Genomic DNA, 17,868 nt, shown 5'->3' with positions numbered 1-17,868 from the left:
GCCGATCCTGTCGGCAGTGCTTAAGCAGGCGCCCGCTCCATACCGGAGCGAACTGAATAGGCGTCTAAACCGCAGCAAACCCGGATCTGCTTATTCCGTCCTGCAGCAAGGCCTTTTCGTGCGGTAGGGCTACAATTTCATTTTCCCAACTGAGCAAGCGCATCGCTCTGCCATGAAACCGCAAAAAACCGCAGCCAAGACCGTGAAAAACAAGACGAAACCAGCAGAGTCGGAGGTCGCAGTGACCGCTGGTTTCTCCCTGGAGCCGGTGTACACGGCCTTGCGCAAGCGCTACCCCGCGGCCGCACAGGCCGAAGCAGTGGCCTTCGCCACTGACTTCTACAAGCGCATGGAGTCGGACGAGTTCCCGCACCACAGCGCTGAAGAGTGGGCCGCTCTCGCGGCTGAGACGCTGGAATTCGCCCGGGCCCGCAAGGCTGGCAAGGCCAACGTCCGCGTGTTCAATCCGACCGCGAAGGCCAACGGTTGGGAATCGCCGCATACCGTGCTGCAGATCGTCAACGACGACATGCCGTTCCTGGTCGATACCGTCACCATGTCGCTGGCCGAGCAGGGCGTGGGCGTCCACGTGCTGGGCCACCCGGTACTGCGTTTCACCCGCGACAAGGCGGGCAAGCTGGTCAAGGTCGGCGAAGGTGATGCCGAGTCGGTGATGCTGCTGGAGATCGACCGCCAGCCGGCCGATGCAATGGCTGCCATCGAGCAGGCCATCAACAAGGCGCTGGATGAAGTGCGTGCGATCGTGCGCGACTGGCAGCCGATGAAGGATAAGGCGCTGGCGCTGGCCGACGACCTGGGCAGCCGCCAGCTGCCGGTCGACGACGCGTCGCGCAAGGAAGCACAGGAGTTCCTGCGCTGGGCCGCTGAGAACCACTTCACCTTCTTCGGCTACCGCGAGTACCGCGTCGAGAAGCAGGGCAAGGAAGAGGTGCTGGCGCCGCTGAACGACACCGGCCTGGGCCTGATGCGCGGCAAGGACAAGTCCGCCGCCCGTCCGGTCAAGACGCTGGCCGCGCAGGGCCTGAACACCACGTCCGGTTTGAAGGATGCGCTGATCCTGACCAAGACCAATGCCCGTTCGCGCGTGCACCGCGCCGGCTACATGGACTACATCGGCGTGCTGGAGTTCGACGCCAAGGGCAAGATCATCGGCGAGCAGCGTTTCCTCGGGCTGTTCACCTCCAGCGCCTACAACCGTCGCCCGTGGGAAATCCCGCTGGTGCGCCAGCGCCACGAGCACGTGATGAAGCAGTCCGGGCTGGCCCCCGCCAGCCACAGTGGCAAGGCCCTGCGCCATATCCTGGAAACCCTGCCGCGCGAAGAACTGTTCCAGTCCAGCGAGGACGAACTGTTCCGCACCGCGATGGGCGTGCTGGGCCTGCAGGAACGCGTGCGCAGCCGCCTGTTCCTGCGCCGCGACAAGTACAGCCGTTTCATCTCCGCGCTGGTCTACCTGCCGCGCGAGCGCTTCAACACCGACGTGCGCCTGCGCATCGAAGCAATGCTCAAGGACGCGCTGCACGGCGAGTTCGTCGACAGCTCGGTGGTGCTGGGCGAATCGCCGCTGGCGCAGGTGCACCTGATCGTGCGCCCGAAGCCGGGTGAAATGCTCGACGTTGATACCGCCGAACTGGAGCAGAAGCTGGCCCAGGTGCTGCGTAACTGGCAGGACGACCTGCGCGAAGCGCTGGTGAGCCGCCACGGCGAGACCGAAGGCCTGCGCATCGCCGCCCGCATCGGCAAGGCGCTGCCGGCCGGCTACATCGAAGACAACAGCACCGCCGTTGCCGCCAACGATGTCAGCCAGCTCGACGCGCTGACCGGCCCGGACGACCTGCGCCTGAGCCTGCAGGCCGTGCCGCGCGAAAGCGGCGATGGCCTGCGCCTGAAGCTGTATCGCCAGCTGGATGACATCCCGCTGTCGGACGCGCTGCCGATGATGGAAAACATGGGCCTGCGCGTGATCGCCGAACGTCCGTACCGCCTGTCGGTCGACAACGCGCCGGTGTACGTGCAGGACTTCGAGGTCGAGTCGACCGCTGGCGCGATCGATGCCGCCAGTGTCGATGAAGCCTTCGGTGAGACCTTCGCCCGCGTCTGGCACGGCGACGCCGAGAACGATGGCTTCAACCGCCTGGTGCTGGCTGCTGGCCTGCACTGGCGCCAGGTCGCCATGCTGCGTGGCTACTGCAAGTACCTGCTGCAGACCGGCGTGCCGTTCTCGCAGGCCTACGTGGAAGGCACCTTCGCGCGTTACCCGCTGCTGGCCCGCCTGCTGGTCGAACTGTTCGAGGCCCGCTTCGATCCGGCCACCGGCCATGAGAGCAAGGACGACATCGCGGCCGGCCAGGCCCAGCTGAAGGCCCACTTCGATGTGCTGGCCGCTGGCGACGACGCCACCCTGAAGGTGCTCAAGAGCGTGGTCGATGCCCGCAAGGGTGACCGCGACGCGCAGATGCAGGCCGCGCGCGATGCGCTGCTGAAGCTGATGGATCGCGTGTCCAGCCTGGACGAGGACCGCATCCTGCGCTCGTTCATGGGCGTGATCGACGCGACCCTGCGTACCAGCTACTACCAGACCGATGCCAACGGCCAGCACGGCCATGTCATCAGCTTCAAGTTCGATTCGGCGCTGGTGCCGGACCTGCCGAAGCCGCGCCCGTACCGCGAGATCTTCGTGTACGGCCCGCGCGTGGAAGGTACCCACCTGCGCTTCGGCGCGGTTGCGCGTGGCGGCCTGCGCTGGTCGGATCGTCGCGAAGACTTCCGTACCGAAGTGCTGGGCCTGGTCAAGGCACAGATGGTCAAGAACACCGTCATCGTGCCGGTCGGCGCGAAGGGTGGCTTCTTCGCCAAGACCCCGCCGGTGAACGGCGATCGCGACGCGATCTTCGCCAACGGCGTGGCCTGCTACAAGCTGTTCATCCAGGGCCTGCTGGACATCACCGACAACATCGTCAACAACAAGATCGTGCCGCCGGTGGATGTCGTGCGCCACGACATGGACGATCCGTACCTGGTGGTGGCCGCCGACAAGGGCACCGCGACCTTCTCCGACATCGCCAACGGCCTGGCCATCGCGCACGGCTTCTGGATGGGCGATGCGTTCGCCTCCGGTGGATCGGTCGGCTACGACCACAAGGGCATGGGCATCACCGCGCGCGGCGCGTGGGAATCGGTCAAGCGCCACTTCCGTGCGCTGGGCCGTGACAGCCAGAGCCAGGACTTCACTGCGGTCGGCGTCGGCGACATGTCCGGCGACGTGTTCGGCAACGGCATGCTGCTGTCGCGCCATATCCGCCTGGTCGCTGCGTTCGACCACCGCCACATCTTCCTGGACCCGAATCCGGATGCGGCCACGTCGTTCATCGAGCGTGAGCGCCTGTTCACCCTGCCGCGTTCGAGCTGGGCGGACTACGACACCAAGCTGATCAGCAAGGGCGGCGGCGTGTACCCGCGCAGCCTGAAGTCGATCGAGATCACCCCGCAGGTGCGTGAGGCGCTGGGCCTGGACGAGAACGTCAAGGCGCTGTCGCCGAACGATCTGATGAGCGCGATCCTGAAGGCACCGGTCGACCTGCTGTGGAACGGCGGCATCGGTACCTACGTCAAGGCTGCCAGCGAGCAGCACAGTGATGTCGGCGACCGCGCCAACAACGCACTGCGCGTGAACGGTGGCGAGCTGCGCTGCAAGGTGGTGGGCGAGGGCGGCAACCTGGGCATGACCCAGCTGGGCCGCATCGAAGCTGCCCAGGCCGGCGTGCTGCTCAACACCGACTTCATCGACAATTCGGCCGGTGTCGACACCTCCGACCACGAAGTCAACATCAAGATCCTGCTCAACGATGTGGTGCGGGCCAAGAAGCTGACCGTCGAGCAGCGCAACAAGCTGCTGGCCTCGATGACCGATGAAGTCGCCGAGCTGGTGCTCAACGACAACTATCGCCAGAACCAGGCACTGAGCCTGATGGAGCGGATGGCAGTCAAGCGCCTGGGGTCCAAGCAGCACTTCATCCGCACCCTGGAACAGCAGGGCCTGCTCGACCGCCAGATCGAGTTCCTGCCGTCCGATGCCGAGCTCTCGCAGCGCAAGGCACGCGGCCAGGGCCTGACCCGTCCGGAGCTGTCGGTGCTGCTGTCCTATTCCAAGCTGGTGGCGTTCAACCAGCTGCTGGATTCGGACATCCCGGAAGATCCGTACCTGTCCAAGGAACTGCAGCGCTACTTCCCGACCCCGCTGCAGAAGAAGTACGCCGACGCGATGGAGCGTCACCGCCTGAAGCGCGAAATCATCGCCACGGCCGTGACCAACCAGACCATCAACCGCATGGGCGCCACCTTCCTGATGCGCATGCAGGAAGACACCGGCCGTTCCATCGCCGAGGTCGCCAAGGCCTACACCATCAGTCGCGAAACGCTGGATGCGCGCGCGTTGTGGGCACAGATCGATGCCCTCGACGGCAAGGTGCCGGAGTCGGTGCAGATCGACGCCCTGGAAGTGATCTGGAAGCTGCAGCGCTCGTTCGTGCGTTGGCTGCTGTCGCGCCCGGGCGCGATGCCGGGCATCACCGAAGCGGTCAACCGCTACCAGGGACCGTTCAACGACATCCGCGTCGCTTCGGGCGTGCTGCCGGATTCGCAGCGTCCGACCTACGAAGCCCTGGTGGCCGAGTGGAAGGAAAAGGGCCTGCCGTCTGCACTGGCACAACAGCTGGCCGAACTGCACTTCCTGGAACCGGCGTTCGACATCATCGAACTGGCCCGCACCCGCAAGCTGAAGCCGGTGGACGTGTCCAAGGTCCACTTCCGCCTGGGCGATGCCCTGCAGCTGCCGTGGCTGTTCGAGCAGGTCGACGCGCTGGAAGTCAACGGTCGTTGGCACGCGGTGGCGCGTGGCGTGCTGCGTGATGAGCTTGCAGCCAACCACCGCAACCTGGCCGGGCAGGTGCTGGGCACCAAGGGCAGCAGTGCCGAGGCCAAGGTCGCTGCCTGGATGGGCCGCGACGACAACAGCCTGCGCTTCACCTTGGCGATGCTGGCCGAACTGGCCGAGCAGAAGACCCTGGACTACCCGACCGTCTCGGTCGCGGTGCAGCGCCTGGGCCAGCTGGCCGCGCATGGTGCGTAAGCGCATTCGCGCTGACGCCCCACGGATTGCTCTGCAAACCGTGGGCCCCATGCCAACCATGCTCCCAGACCCCCGCGCGGTTGGCGCGCCCCCCTGACTCAGGGGGGCTCCTGATCTGCAGCAGTTGGAGGAACGGCCCCGCGAAAGCGGGGCCGTTCTGCATTGTCTGGTAGTGCCGGCCGCTGGCCGGCAACCTCATGAATCGCAACCGGGTGCAGCAGCCGGCCAGCGGCCGGCACGACCGGGTATGCTCTTGCTGGCACACCCACCCGGATCCACCGATGAGCGACACCCCCCGCATCGCTTTCCTGGCCAGCAGCACCGAACCTGCACAGATGGCCCGCGCGGCGATGATCTCGCGTTATGGCGATCACGCGCCCGAGCAGGCCGACGTGCTGTGCCCGCTGGGTGGCGACGGTTTCATGCTGCAGACCCTGCACCGGCACGGGCACCTGGGCAAGCCGGTGTTCGGCATGAAGCTGGGCACCGTTGGCTTCCTGATGAACCATTACCGCGGTGACGATGACGTGCAGGCCCGCATTGCGCGTGCCGAGCCGGCCAACCTGCGCCCGCTGGAAATGGTGGCGCTGACCGAGTCCGGCACCAGCACCGGGTCGCTGGCCTACAACGATGTCTCGCTGCTTCGGCAGACCCGGCAGGCGGCCCATATCGGCATCGACCTCAACGGCCAGGAGCGGGTGGCCGAGCTGATCGGTGACGGCGTGCTGGTGGCCACCCCGGCCGGCAGTACCGCCTACAATTATTCCGCGCACGGCCCGGTGTTGCCGCTGGGGTCGCATACCATCGCGCTGACGCCGCTGGCCCCGTATCGGCCGCGACGCTGGCGCGGGGCGATCCTCAAGGCCGACACCGAAGTGCGCTTCCGCGTGCTCGATCCCTACAAGCGTCCGGTCAGCGTCACCGCTGATTCGCACGAGACCCGCGATGTGGTCGAGGTGACCATCCGTGAGTCGAGGGACCGTCGTGTGACCCTGCTGTTCGACCCGGAGCACAACCTGGAAGACCGGATCCTGAGCGAACAGTTCGTTTTTTGAGGACAATGGGCGGCCGGCCCCGCCGACCGCTTGAAGGACCCCCACCGATGGGCGACAACTCCCCCCGTTTGCTGACCGTCGCGGTCACCTCGCGCGCACTGTTCGACCTCGAGGAGAGCCATGCGCTGTTCGAGAGCGATGGCGTGGCGGCCTATGCCGAGTTCCAGCGCCAGCATGAGGACGACATCCTCGGCCCCGGCGTGGCCTTTCCCGTGGTGCGCAAGCTGCTGGCACTGAACCAGGGTGCCAGCCCGGAGAACCCGCGGGTCGAGGTGATCCTGCTGTCGCGCAACTCGGCCGATACCGGCCTGCGCATCTTCAACTCGATCCAGCATTACGGCCTGGGCATCATCCGTGCGACGTTCACCGCTGGCGAGCCGACCTGGCCGTACGTGAAGCCGTTCGGCACCGACCTGTTCCTGTCGGCCAACCCGGAATCGGTGCGCAGTGCGCTGCGCCATGGCATCGCGGCGGCGACCATTCTGCCCAAACCACCGGGCGAGACCGCTGCGGCAGCGGCCGACCAGATCGATACCGGTCGCCCGGCCGGCCAGCTGCGCATTGCCTTCGACGGTGACGCAGTGATCTTCGGTGACGAGAGTGAGCGCATTTCGCGCGAGCAGGGCGTGGAAGCCTTTGGCCGCCACGAACGCGAACGCGCCCGCGAGCCACTCAGTGGCGGCCCCTTCCGCGGCTTCCTGTCGGCCCTGCACACGCTGCAGGAAGTGTTCCCGGCTGGCGACAGCGCGCCGATCCGTACCGCACTGGTGACCGCGCGGTCGGCCCCGGCGCACGAGCGGGTGATCCGCACCCTGCGGGAGTGGGGCGTGCGCCTGGACGAAGCGCTGTTCCTCGGCGGCCGGCACAAGGGGCCGTTCCTGCAAGCCTTCGGTGCCGACATCTTCTTCGATGATTCGCAGCACAACATCGACAGTGCCCGCGAGCATGTGGCTGCCGGCCACGTACCGCACGGCGTCGCCAACGAGGGATAGGGCGGATTCGACCGGTAGGTGCCAAACTTGGTTGGCGCTGCCGTCAGGCCACGGGTCCGATCAAGGGCTGCCCGACATCCCCAACTGCAGGTCCACCACTTTCCAGCGCAGGCCCTGCGGCTCCAGCACCACCTTCATCGGTGGCTGGCCGGGGCCGCGATCGACATCGATCACGAAGCGATCGAACGCCTCGAAATGGTGCTCGGCGTGCTTCAACGGCCGCGCAGGTTCGGTCGCGCCGAAGGCGTCGCCACCCTGCAGTTCATTGCGGCCACGCTTCCACAGCACGTGGCCCTGCAGCATCGCGCCGATCCCGGTCGGGGTCACCATGGTTTCCACCGCGGCCCCCCCGAGCTGGTCGCCCAGGCCGTAGAGGAGGGCTCCGAACGGGCTGGCCGCCACGTCCGGGCCCGCCTGGCGCACCAGGTAATCATTGAGCTGCGCACGCAGGCTGCTGCGCACGCGCGGGAAATCGACGTAGCGCTCCAGGCGCGCGGTGTCGCGTTGCTCGATGGCCTTGGACAGGCCATTGACGGTCAGGTACGGGCCGCCGAACCACCAGGCCGCCAAGGCCAGGACCAGCAGCACAAGCAGTGCGGTGAGCTTCTTCATGCCGGACAGACTGCCGCAACGGCGGCAGTGCCGGGTGAAGACTCACTGACTGGGCGAACCACGGCCATCGCCGAAGGCATCGACCAGCCGTTGCCGTTCCGCCGGAGTCAGCGCTTCCAGCCGCGTCGCCAGCACTTCGTCCAGGCTGCGGGTGCGGGTGGTGCCGAGGATGCCGCTGGCAACGCCGGGATGGCCCAGCGCATAGGCGAAGGCGGTCTGGGCCGGGCTCTGGCTGTGGATCGCGGCCACCGCGCGCCGCATCTGACGGGCACTGCGCATCAGCTGGCGGCTGCTGGGTTTCAGCCAGGCGCGCGCCAGGTACCAGCCATCGGCCAGCCGTGGCAGGCGGGCACGCGCGGGCAGCAGGTGGCCCTGCGCCAGCACGGTGCCGGCCAGCACGCCGGTACCCACCGCCTGCAGCTGATCGATAAGCGGTTCGCGGTCCTGCTGCAGGGCGTTGTAGTCCAGCAGCACCACATCGAAGGCATCCGGATGAGCGATCATCCAGCGCAGGGTCGAGGCCGAGTGGGTGTTGATGCCGGTGTAACGGATCAACCCACGTTCGCGCAGGCGCTGCAGTGCCGCCAGCAGGTCGTCACTGATGTCGTGTTCGCTGGCGCCATGCAGCTGGTAGACATCAAGATGGTCCAGGCCGAGGTTGCGCAGCGACGCCTCGCAGCTGGCGGTGATGGCCGCGGGCGAGAAATTGCGTTGCTCGGCGCCGCTGATGCCGGCCTGGCCGGTCAGCGTGCCGCCCTTGCTTGAGATCACCAGTGAATCGCGCGGGTACTGCTTCAGCAACGGGCGCAGGATGCGGCCCAGGCGCGGCTCGGCATGGAAGCCGGAATAGTTGTGACCGGTATCGAGCAGGTTCACCCCGTGGGCAAGCGCATGCTCGACCACGGCAGCTGCCTCATGCTCGGGGAAGTGGCGATGACCCCAGAAGCCGGAGCAGCCCAATCCGATCGGTGAAACGGCCAGGCCGGTGCGGCCGAGCACGCGCCGCTGGCGGGCCAGCGGAAGATTCTGCGACATCAGAATTCCAGGTCCAGCGCAGCGCACAGGTAGTCGACGAACGGGCCGAGCGCGGCCAGGTCCTTGCCCAGCGTGGACAGCAGGCGTGGGCCGGTCATGGTGGCGTCGTCCAGCGAGCGCCACATCACCCAGTTGCGGTGCTTGAGGTCGTCGATGAACTCGAAGTCGGCCGGGAAGCCACGCGGGGGCCGCACCAGCTTCTCGCTCTCCTCGAAATCGAAGCGCTTGCGCAGGGCCGGCGCATGCGCGGCGGCCTTCCAGCTGCCCGGGTTGTCGAGGATGAAGTGGCGCACGCGGCGCTGGGTTTCCGGTTCTGGATGCCACAGGCCGGCGCCGACGAAGCTCTCGCCGGGTTGCAGGTGCACATAGAAGGACGGCGCGGCCACCTCTCGGCGGCGCTCATGGAACAGGCGCGCACCCTGCCAGGTCTTGTACGGTGACTTGTCATTGGAAAAGCGCGCGTCACGGTGGATGCGGAACAGGGAGCCGCCGACGCCGCGGGTATCGGCGCGGAAGTGCTCGCTGACCTCGGCCAATGCCGGCTGCAGGTCGCCCAGCAGGCGCAGGAACGGCTGCCGAACGTGGTCTTCATACTGCTGGCGGTGGTCGTTGAACCAGGTCTTGTCGTTGTGCCGCGCCAGGCTGCGCAGGAACTTGAAGCTGGCGTCCGAGAAATAGGTACTCACAAGGTCTCCTGCAGGTGCTCGCCCCAGTCGCGCAGCGATTGCAGCAGGGCCTGGCGCCGCGCGTCGTCGGGCGACTCGGCGGCCAGCGCATCGAGCTGTTGCTGGTACTGGGGCAGGTTGAGTTCGCCCAGGCCGCCGTCGCCGAGCAGGCGCTGGCGCCGGTAATCCTGCCAGCGCTGGCGTTCAGCCGGCGCGAGGCTGTCGGGATGATTGCGCGCACGGTAGCGGAACAGCAGCTCCGGCAGGCGCGGGTCGCGGAAGCGGCCTTCCAGCGCGGCCAGCTGCTCCGGCGCGGTGGTGCGTGCCAGCGCCAGCAGCGGCTTGTCGCCATTGCCGAGGAAGCCGTCATACAGCGAGGCATCGACATCGGCCACGGTCGCGACGCGGGGCTGGTTGTAGACCTGGCGTGCCTTCTCGGCCAGCTGTGGAGCGAACGCGCGCAGCCGTTCCACCTTGGCTTCGATCGCGGCCACGTCCAGGCCGAGGCGCGCATGGTCATCGGCGCGCAGGTGGTTCCATGCGATCAGTGCCGGCACCTTGTTCAGGTGCACTTCCTTCAGCGGCACGCGTGCCACGCCTTCGGGCAGCTCGCTGGCCCGCATGTACAGGCGCTGTGCGATCACCTCGGCCGGCAGGTCGAGCAGGTCGTCGATCTCGCCCTCCAGGTCGAACACGATCACCCGGTTGTTGATGGTCGGGTGCACGGCCAAGGGCAGAACCGGTGCGGCGCACAGGCGGCTGGCAGGGTAGCGCATGGAAATGTGCAGAACCGGCTTCATCGCCGCCACGTCCAGCAAGCCGCCGACGAAGCGCTTGTCGCGCAGCTTCAGCGCGTACTCCCACAGCCGCGGCTGCGACTGCTTGAACAGCCGTGCCATGCCGATGGTGGCGCGCACGTCTGACAGCGCTTCGTGCGCATCGCCTTCGCGCACATTGTTGGCCTCGGCCAGGTACTCGAGCTTGAACGAGGTGGCGCCGTCTTCGCGCAGCGGCCACCGGATGCCGTCCGGGCGCATGGCGCGCATCAGCCGCAGCATGTCCAGCAGGTCCCAGCGCGAGTTGCCGTTGCGCCACTCGCGCTCGTAGGGATCGTGGAAGTTGCGGAACAACCCGTAGCGGACGAACTCATCGTCGAAGCGCAGCGTGTTGTAGCCCAGCGCGCAGGTGCCGGATCGCGACATCAGTTCGTTGATGCGGTCGAAGGCTTCGGCCTCGCTGATACCCTCGGCCAGGGCCTGCTGCGGGGTGATGCCGGTGACCAGGGTGGCCATCGGCGAGGGCAGCAGGTCATCGGCCGGGCGCACGAAGAAGCTGACCGGCGTGTCGATCTCGTTGAGGTCGGCATCGGTGCGGATCGCGGCGAACTGCGAGATGCGGGTGCGCCGCGGGTCCTGGCCGAAGGTTTCCAGGTCGTAGAACAGGAAGCTGTCGGCCATCAGTGCGCGCCCTCCAGGACGGGCAACTGTGCGTGGATCTGCGCTTCCAGTGCGGCCCAGTCGATGTTGTCCAGTGAATCGTGACCGGTGGTGGCTGCAACCAGCAGGTCGCGCTGCAGTTCGGTGCGGCGCAGCGCCTCGGCGTAGGGCGTGTGCAGGAAGGTGACCATCGTGTAATGCGGCACGAAGCGGGTCGGCCAGCGCCGCTGCAGTTCCTGCTCCAGCTCGCGTTGCAGCAGGAATGCAGGGTCGGCCACGCGGTCGCGCATCTCCAGGTAGTTCTCAAGCGCCATCTGCTGGATGGCACGTGCATTCGGTTTGCGTTCGGCCTCGAACGCGGCGAACGCACCTTCCAGATCATCCGCTTCCATCAGATGGCGGGCCAGAGCCACGCAATCCTCGAACGCGCAGTTCATGCCCTGGCCGTGGAACGGCACCATCGCATGCGCAGCGTCACCGATCAGCACGGCGCGGCCCTGCTGATGCCAGCGGTCGAGGGTGAGCGTGCCGAGCAGGCCCGGCGGGTGCTGTTCCCAGTCCACGCGCAGGTTCGGGATCAACGGCAGCGCGTCGGCGAACTCGCGTGCAAACAGGGCCTCGGCCTGCGCACCGGTATTGACCGTGGCGAAGCTGGGATCGCCCTGGTTGGGCAGGAACAGGGTGACCGTGAAAGTGCCTTCGTGGTTGGGCAACGCGATGCACATGTAGTGGCCGCGCGGCCAGATGTGCAGCGCATTGCGCTCGATGCGGAAGCCGCCGTCGGCGGTCGGCGGGATCTCCAGTTCCTTGTACGAATGGTCAAGGAAGGCGATGTCCTCGCCCAGCGGCGCACGGCGGTTCATCGCCGCGCGCAGTGCCGAGCCCGCGCCGTCGGCACCGATCAGGGTGTCAAAGCGGATGTCATGCGGGCTGTCGTCACGGTCATCGATGAAACGCGCGTAGCCCGCGTCGAAATCCACGGTATGCAGGCGGCGATGGAAGTGCACGGTGGCACCGGCCTGTTCGGCCAGTTCCAGCAGCGTGGTGTTCAGATCGCTGCGATGGATCGACCAGATCACCTCGCTGTCGTCGCGGCCATAGCGCTGCAGCTGTGGTTCGCCGTCGCGCGGATGCACCATGCGCCCGCGCATCATCACCGCGCGCGCCATCACCTCGTCTTCCACGCCGGCCTGGCGCAGTGCATTGCGCCCGCGCTCGGCCAGCGCCAGGTTGATCGAACGACCGCTCTCGTAGTCGGCAATGCGGGGATCGCCACGTCGTTCGTACAGGGTGATGCGCCAGCCTTGCCGTGACAGCAGGATGGCCAGCAGGGACCCGGCAAGGCCGGCACCGATAATGCTCAACGAGCGGGAGGCGTGTGCGATCAACGAACTGTCCAGCAGCAGGGGAGGGGGCGGCTTACAGGCCGGCCCAGGCTTCCACTTCCTCGACGAAATGGTGCACGTCCAGGTAGCGGTTGTAGAGCGGGGTGGGCGAGATGCGGATCACGTCAGGCTCGCGCCAGTCGCCGAGCACGCCGATGCCGCGCAGGTGCTCGAACAGTGCACGGCCACGCTCGCGGCCACCGATCACGCGCAGCGACAACTGGCAGCCGCGGCGCTGCGGATCGGCCGGGGTAATGATGTCCAGCACCTGCGGCAGGCGTGCGCGGACCAGCGCTTCGAGCAGGCCGGTCAGCGCCAGCGATTTGCTGCGCAGCGCCTCCATGCCGGCACGCTCGAACAGGTCCAGCGAGGCACGCAGTGGTGCCAGGCCAAGGATCGGTGGATTGCTGAGCTGCCAGCCTTCGGCACCGATGGCGGGGGTAAATTGGGGCGCCATCTGGAAGCGGGTCGATTCCTCATGGCCCCACCAGCCGGCAAAGCGCGGCAGGGTGGTGTCGCGGTGGTGGCGCTCGTGCACGAACGCGCCAGCCACCGCGCCGGGGCCGCTGTTGAGGTATTTGTAGTGGCACCACACGGCGAAATCGGGCGCCACGTCATGCAGGCGCAGCGGCAGGTTGCCAACCGAGTGCGCCAGGTCGAAGCCGATGCGTGCGCCCTGCAGGCGTGCGGCGCGGGTGATCGCATCGAGGTCGAAGGCCTGGCCGGTGCGGTACTGCACGCCGGGCCACAGCACCAGTGCCAGGCGCGGGCCGTGCTCGGCGATGGCGCGTTCGATCGCGGTCAGCGAAATCGTGCCGTTGGCTTCGTCCGGCTGCACTTCCACCAGGCACTCGGCCGGGTCGAAACCATGGAAGCGGATCTGAGCTTCCACCGCGTGGCGGTCGGTCGGGAATGCGCCGGCTTCCATCAGGATCACCGGGCGCTGCGTGGTCGGCCGGTAGAAGCTGACCATCATCAGGTGCAGGTTCACGCTCAGCGTGTTCATCGCTACCACCTCGCTGGGCAGTGCGCCGACCACTCGGGCCAGCTGCGCGCTCACCAGGCGGTGGTAGGACAGCCACTGCGTCGGGCCGGTGAAGTGGCCTTCCACCGCCAGTTCGCCCCATTGTTTCATCACTTCCTGCACCGCTGCCTGCGCACCGCGCGGCTGCAGGCCCAGCGAGTTGCCGACGAAGTAGGTCTGCTCGCCGCCACCATGGCGCGGAATCAGGAATTCGCCACGCAGCGGGCGCAGCGGATCGGCGGCGTCCAGGGCGATGGCGTGGGTGCGGCTGAGCAGGTCGGACATGGTCGGGCAACAGGCTGCAACGGGACCGCCAGTGTAGCGCCTGGCGGCGTGCCTGCTGCCGAACCTGTAGCGCCGAGCCCATGCTCGGCTGCCGGGCCACGAAGCCGAGCATGGGCTCGGCTCTACAGGGCAGGTGCTCAGCCCGCCGCCGGCACCGGCAGCGGATCCACGTGCCCGCACTGGCTGCAGGTGCGCAGTTCCAGGCTGGCGTGGTAGTGCGCAAACACCTTGGGCAGGTCGGTTTCGATGTTCTGCAGCGGGAAATACTCTTCGTGCAGCTTGTGGTTGCAGCGCTCGCAGTGCCAGATCACGCCGTCCAACTCATGCGGCAGCCGCTTGCGCTCGACCACCAGGCCGATGCCCCCGGGCGGGCGGCGCGGCGAGTGCGGCACCTTCGCCGGCAACAGGAAGATCTCGCCGGCGCGGATCGGAATGTCGCGTACCGCGCCGTCCTCCTGCACCTTCAGCACCATCTCCCCTTCGAGCTGGTAGAACCACTCGGGGCCTTCGTCGTAGTGGTAGTCGGTACGCGAGTTCGGCCCGCCGACCACCATCAAGATGAAATCGCCGTTGTCGATCATCTTGTTGCCCACCGGCGGCTTCAGCAGGTGGCGGTTCTCTTCGATCCAGGCGTGCAGGTTGATCGGCGGAGCGAGCATGGTGGTCATCCGTAGGGGATCAGTCGCGACGGCCCTTGCGCGGCACGAAGGACAGCGCTTTTTCATACGCCGGCTGCAGCTCCTCCAGCGAACCGACGTCGATGCCCATTTCACGCACGCGGCCGTCTTTCAGGCTGTAGACCCAGCCGTGCACCATCAGCTTCTGGCCGCGGGCCCAGGCATCCAGCACGATGGTCGAGCGGCAGAGGTTGGCGACCTGCTCGATCACGTTCAGCTCGCACAGCCGGGCGTGCTTGAGTTCGTCGTCTTCGATGGCGTCGAGGATGCCCTGGTGCTTCTGCACCACGTCACCGACATGGCGCAGCCAGTTGTCGGCCAGGCCGACGCGGGTGTTGTGCAGGCAGGCATGCACGCCGCCGCAGCCGTAGTGGCCGACGATCAGGATGTGCTTGACCTTCAGCTGGTCCACCGCGTACTGCACCACGCTCAGGCAGTTGAGGTCGGTGTGGGCGACCACGTTGGCGACGTTGCGATGCACGAACACTTCGCCCGGCGCCATGCCGATGATCTGATTGGCCGGCACGCGCGAATCGGAGCAGCCGATCCACAGGTACTCCGGGTGCTGCTGCTTGGCCAGCTGGTGGAAGAAGTCGGGGTCCTCCTTCTCGATGCGGTCGGCCCAGTCGCGGTTGTTCTGCAGCAGCTTGTGGATGTCTTTCATGTTCGGTCCCTGGCGTCGGGTGGGGGCGCACCGCAGCCATCCGGCTGCGACGTCGCGGGAATCTGGGGTGTTCAGCCGCTGCGGGCGGCCTGTTCGCGGTGCCAGCGCATCCACTGCGCCAACTCGGTGGAGGAAGGGGTGCCCAGCTGTTCCAGTTCGGCGATCACGGCGCGCTGGTTGGCGTCGGGATGGTTCTGGCTCAGCTTCAGCTTCAGCTGCACGTGTTCGACCTGGAAACGGAAGCCGATGATGGCGCGCAGTTCCGGGCCATGTTCGGTGCGCGTGGCATCGAACTGCCAGGCCTGGCCGACGCTGGCTTCGAATCGGTCGCTGATCGCGCCGACCAGCCCGGCCAGCGCATCGGTGTCGTCGAAGGTGTGCAACTGGCCACGCAGCTCGGCGGCGGCGTAGTTCCAGGTCGGCACCCGTGCGGCAGGCTCCTTGTCCGGATACCAGCTGGCCGAGACGTAGCCGTGTGGTCCGTCGACCAGCACCTTGGCCGCACCGCTGTGGCGCGACTGCGGGTTGGCGCGGGCCCAGTGCCCGCGCAGCTCGATGCGCTCGCCCTCGCGCCGGTACAACACCGGCATCCGCGTCAGTTCCGGCAGGCCATCGCTGCCGGGGGTGAGCACGGTGACGAACGGATCGCGCGCCAGCAGGCGGTCCAGCCAGAGCAGGTCGGTCTCGGCGAAGGCGCGTGGAGTGAACATGCCTGGATCAGGCGCGCGCGCCCAGCGACTGGATCATGCGGCCGCGCAGACCCTCGTCGTTGTCGGCCTGCGGCGGCTGCACTTCGTGCAGGCTGAAGCCGCGCACCAGCGCGTCTTCCTCGTCCAGGCCGTCATACTCGACGAATTCGGCGTCGAACAGCTGCGAACGGGCGGTGTCTTCGCTGTCATAGCTCAGCGTGTTGCCATCGCTGTCGAGCACCTCAGCGGTGCCGGCCGGGCGAACGCGCAGGCGCGCCCAGATCAGGGTGTTGCCGAGGCTGGCCAGCCACCAGCTGTCGCGCGAGGCAGAAATGTCATTCATGGGGGTTACCAGAGCGAGGCCAGCCAGAGCAGGGCAGCCATGCCCAGTCCGGCCAGCAGGGTCAGCAGCGATACCCAGGCCGGCGTCGCCAGTCCGGACAGCGAGCGGTCCGGCTGCTGGCGATAGTCGCGGCGCAGCAGCCAGGCCAGGGCATCGGGCTTGAGAAAGGCACCGCTGCCGAAGCGCTCGGCGAGCGCCGGATGGCGGTCGCGCACGTGCACCAGGGTCAGCGGCCAGAAGATCACGAAGGCACTGAACCCGGCCACTGCAACGCCGACGAAACACAGGGCGAAGAACAGGGTCATGGGAGCCGTACCTCCGTGGTCGTGTGGGGCTTAGAAGTCCGCGCTGCCCGGGGCGCGCGGGTAGGGGATCGCGTCGCGGATGTTGGACAGCCCGCAGACGTACACCACCAGGCGTTCGAAGCCCAGGCCGAAGCCGGCGTGCGGCACCGAGCCATAGCGGCGGAAGTCGCGGTACCAGCTGTAGTGCTCGCGATCCAGGCCGAACTGGGCCATGCGCGCGTCCAGCACGTCCAGGCGCTCTTCGCGCTGGCTGCCACCGATGATCTCACCGATGCCCGGGGCCAGCACGTCCATCGCGGCAACGGTCTTGCCATCGTCGTTCAGGCGCATGTAGAAGGCCTTGATGTGCTCCGGATAGTTGGTCACCACCACCGGACGGCCGACATGCTCCTCGGTCAGCCAGCGCTCGTGCTCGGTCTGCAGGTCCAGGCCCCATTCCACCGGGAAGTCGAACTTCCTGCCGGACTTCTGCAGCAGGCTGACCGCATCGGTGTAGTCGATGCGCTCGAACGGTGCGTTGATGAAATCTTCCAGCTTGGTGATCGCGTTCTTGTCCACGCGCTCGGCGATGAAGGCCAGGTCGTCGCTGCGCTCGTTCAGCACGGCGCGGAACAGGTACTTCAGGAACTCTTCGGCCAGGCGTGCGTCTTCGGCCAGGTCGGCGAAGGCGATTTCCGGCTCGATCATCCAGAACTCCGCCAGATGGCGGGTGGTGTGGCTGTTCTCGGCGCGGAAGGTCGGGCCGAAGGTGTAGACCTTGCTCAGCGCCAGGCAGTAGGCCTCGACGTTCAGCTGGCCGGACACGGTCAGGAACGTTTCCTTGCCGAAGAAGTCGCGGCTGAAGTCGATCGCGCCCTTCTCGTCACGCGGCAGGTTCACCATGTCCAGGGTGGACACGCGGAACATCTGGCCGGCGCCTTCGGCGTCGGAGGTGGTGATGATCGGGGTGCTGATCCAGTTGAAGCCGTTCTCGTGGAAGAAGCGGTGCACGGCCTGGGCCAGGCAGTTGCGGATGCGGGTGACTGCGCCGAACAGGTTGGTGCGTGGGCGCAGGTGCGCCACTTCGCGCAGGAACTCCGGCGACATCGGCTTGGGCTGGATCGGGTAGGTGAGCGGATCTTCGACCCAGCCGACCACTTCCAGGGTGCTGGCCTGGATCTCGAACGACTGGCCCTTGCCCTGCGACTTCACCAGGGTGCCGGTGCCGATGACCGAGCAGCCGCTGGTCAGGCGCTTGATCTCGTCGAAGTTGGCCAGGGTGTCGTTGGCCACGACCTGGATCGGGGCGAAGCAGGAGCCGTCGCTCACATTCACGAAGGCCAGATTCGCTGAACCGCGCACCGTGCGCACCCATCCGCGTACCGTGACTTCGCCGCCTTCCGGGATCTTCCCGGCAAGCGCATGTTCAACGCTGACCACCGTCATGACTTGAATCCTCTGCTGATCGACTCGATCTGTGAACACGGGAGTTTACCGGTTGCAGCGTTCTGCTTGCGAGGCATTTTTCGCGGCAACGGCTCCTTATAATGTTCCCGTACCTCTGGAGTAGCCC

General features: G+C 66.9%; 15 protein-coding genes. 3 read left to right on the top strand and 12 right to left on the bottom strand.

All coding sequences use genetic code 11. The features are described 5' to 3' along the window. Nucleotides 1-172: 172 nt before the first annotated feature. The 3 genes from ACM0PK_RS00370 to ACM0PK_RS00360 all read left to right on the top strand — a co-directional run bounded on the left by ACM0PK_RS00370 (nt 173) and on the right by ACM0PK_RS00360 (nt 7,196). Nucleotides 173-5,149 (top strand): NAD-glutamate dehydrogenase, encoded by a 4,977-nt coding sequence (locus ACM0PK_RS00370; protein ID WP_111201565.1) that lies wholly within the window; start codon nt 173-175, stop codon nt 5,147-5,149. A 281-nt stretch (nt 5,150-5,430) separates the two neighbouring features. Next, the gene (locus tag ACM0PK_RS00365) at nt 5,431-6,204 is read left to right on the top strand and encodes an NAD kinase (protein ID WP_111201564.1); all 774 of its coding nucleotides are present in this window, start codon (nt 5,431-5,433) and stop codon (nt 6,202-6,204) included. 47 nt (nt 6,205-6,251) lie between these two features. Next, nucleotides 6,252-7,196: a 5'-nucleotidase gene (locus ACM0PK_RS00360; RefSeq protein WP_005417414.1), complete on the top strand. Its 945-nt coding sequence runs from the start codon at nt 6,252-6,254 to the stop codon at nt 7,194-7,196. A gap of 60 nt (nt 7,197-7,256) precedes the next feature. On the opposite strand, the gene ACM0PK_RS00355 is transcribed toward ACM0PK_RS00360, so the two are convergent. The 12 genes from ACM0PK_RS00355 to asnS all read right to left on the bottom strand — a co-directional run bounded on the left by ACM0PK_RS00355 (nt 7,257) and on the right by asnS (nt 17,741). After that, the gene (locus ACM0PK_RS00355) at nt 7,257-7,808 is read right to left on the bottom strand and encodes a DUF2939 domain-containing protein (protein ID WP_111201563.1); all 552 of its coding nucleotides are present in this window, start codon (nt 7,806-7,808) and stop codon (nt 7,257-7,259) included. A gap of 42 nt (nt 7,809-7,850) precedes the next feature. Further along, nucleotides 7,851-8,843 (bottom strand): aldo/keto reductase, encoded by a 993-nt coding sequence (locus ACM0PK_RS00350; protein ID WP_111201562.1) that lies wholly within the window; start codon nt 8,841-8,843, stop codon nt 7,851-7,853. Then, nucleotides 8,843-9,529, bottom strand: coding sequence for a DUF2461 domain-containing protein (locus ACM0PK_RS00345; protein WP_053500718.1), 687 nt, complete (start codon nt 9,527-9,529; stop codon nt 8,843-8,845). Before ACM0PK_RS00345 ends, ACM0PK_RS00350 begins: the two co-directional genes overlap by 1 nt. Further along, nucleotides 9,526-10,965 carry an exodeoxyribonuclease I gene (sbcB, locus tag ACM0PK_RS00340; RefSeq protein ID WP_414607300.1) on the bottom strand — a complete coding sequence of 480 codons (1,440 nt, stop codon included), beginning with the start codon at nt 10,963-10,965 and terminating at the stop codon, nt 9,526-9,528. Before sbcB ends, ACM0PK_RS00345 begins: the two co-directional genes overlap by 4 nt. Further along, nucleotides 10,965-12,332 carry an FAD-dependent oxidoreductase gene (locus tag ACM0PK_RS00335; RefSeq protein ID WP_111201560.1) on the bottom strand — a complete coding sequence of 456 codons (1,368 nt, stop codon included), beginning with the start codon at nt 12,330-12,332 and terminating at the stop codon, nt 10,965-10,967. Before ACM0PK_RS00335 ends, sbcB begins: the two co-directional genes overlap by 1 nt. A 31-nt stretch (nt 12,333-12,363) precedes the next feature. After that, nucleotides 12,364-13,638: a kynureninase gene (kynU, locus tag ACM0PK_RS00330; protein ID WP_088497051.1), complete on the bottom strand. Its 1,275-nt coding sequence runs from the start codon at nt 13,636-13,638 to the stop codon at nt 12,364-12,366. Between the two features lie 137 nt (nt 13,639-13,775). Beyond that, on the bottom strand, nt 13,776-14,297 hold the full coding sequence (locus tag ACM0PK_RS00325) for a 3-hydroxyanthranilate 3,4-dioxygenase (RefSeq protein ID WP_414607299.1): 522 nt from the start codon (nt 14,295-14,297) through the stop codon (nt 13,776-13,778). Nucleotides 14,298-14,316: 19 nt separating this feature from the next. Further along, nucleotides 14,317-14,979, bottom strand: coding sequence for a carbonate dehydratase (gene can, locus ACM0PK_RS00320; protein WP_005417406.1), 663 nt, complete (start codon nt 14,977-14,979; stop codon nt 14,317-14,319). A 71-nt stretch (nt 14,980-15,050) separates the two neighbouring features. Further along, nucleotides 15,051-15,689, bottom strand: coding sequence for an FMN-binding negative transcriptional regulator (locus ACM0PK_RS00315; protein ID WP_111201559.1), 639 nt, complete (start codon nt 15,687-15,689; stop codon nt 15,051-15,053). A gap of 7 nt (nt 15,690-15,696) precedes the next feature. Beyond that, a complete protein-coding gene (locus ACM0PK_RS00310; protein ID WP_005417404.1) occupies nt 15,697-16,011 on the bottom strand; it encodes a hypothetical protein in 315 nt (104 codons plus the stop codon). 5 nt (nt 16,012-16,016) lie between these two features. Next, a complete protein-coding gene (locus ACM0PK_RS00305) occupies nt 16,017-16,316 on the bottom strand; it encodes a hypothetical protein (protein ID WP_005417403.1) in 300 nt (99 codons plus the stop codon). Between the two features lie 30 nt (nt 16,317-16,346). Next, nucleotides 16,347-17,741, bottom strand: a complete 1,395-nt coding sequence (gene asnS / locus ACM0PK_RS00300; protein ID WP_414607298.1) for an asparagine--tRNA ligase — start codon at nt 17,739-17,741, stop codon at nt 16,347-16,349. Nucleotides 17,742-17,868 lie beyond the last annotated feature (127 nt).

The organism is Stenotrophomonas sp. FR010 (assembly GCF_047520755.2).
Lineage (GTDB): Bacteria > Pseudomonadota > Gammaproteobacteria > Xanthomonadales > Xanthomonadaceae > Stenotrophomonas > Stenotrophomonas sepilia.
Note: the sequence above shows the minus strand (reverse complement) of the source record. Positions and strands in the feature narration are given on the sequence as shown.

Bases quoted from the DNA above. Each gene is read 5' to 3' on its own strand.
- ACM0PK_RS00350 (WP_111201562.1), bottom strand. From the start codon at position 8,843: ATGTCGCAGAATCTTCCGCTGGCCCGCCAGCGGCGCGTGCTCGGCCGC.
- ACM0PK_RS00310 (WP_005417404.1), bottom strand. From the start codon at position 16,011: ATGAATGACATTTCTGCCTCGCGCGACAGCTGGTGGCTGGCCAGCCTC.
- ACM0PK_RS00305 (WP_005417403.1), bottom strand. From the start codon at position 16,316: ATGACCCTGTTCTTCGCCCTGTGTTTCGTCGGCGTTGCAGTGGCCGGG.
- ACM0PK_RS00325 (WP_414607299.1), bottom strand. From the start codon at position 14,297: ATGCTCGCTCCGCCGATCAACCTGCACGCCTGGATCGAAGAGAACCGC.
- ACM0PK_RS00370 (WP_111201565.1), top strand. From the start codon at position 173: ATGAAACCGCAAAAAACCGCAGCCAAGACCGTGAAAAACAAGACGAAA.
- asnS (WP_414607298.1), bottom strand. From the start codon at position 17,741: ATGACGGTGGTCAGCGTTGAACATGCGCTTGCCGGGAAGATCCCGGAA.
- can (WP_005417406.1), bottom strand. From the start codon at position 14,979: ATGAAAGACATCCACAAGCTGCTGCAGAACAACCGCGACTGGGCCGAC.
- ACM0PK_RS00355 (WP_111201563.1), bottom strand. From the start codon at position 7,808: ATGAAGAAGCTCACCGCACTGCTTGTGCTGCTGGTCCTGGCCTTGGCG.
- ACM0PK_RS00365 (WP_111201564.1), top strand. From the start codon at position 5,431: ATGAGCGACACCCCCCGCATCGCTTTCCTGGCCAGCAGCACCGAACCT.
- ACM0PK_RS00360 (WP_005417414.1), top strand. From the start codon at position 6,252: ATGGGCGACAACTCCCCCCGTTTGCTGACCGTCGCGGTCACCTCGCGC.
- kynU (WP_088497051.1), bottom strand. From the start codon at position 13,638: ATGTCCGACCTGCTCAGCCGCACCCACGCCATCGCCCTGGACGCCGCC.
- sbcB (WP_414607300.1), bottom strand. From the start codon at position 10,965: ATGGCCGACAGCTTCCTGTTCTACGACCTGGAAACCTTCGGCCAGGAC.
- ACM0PK_RS00315 (WP_111201559.1), bottom strand. From the start codon at position 15,689: ATGTTCACTCCACGCGCCTTCGCCGAGACCGACCTGCTCTGGCTGGAC.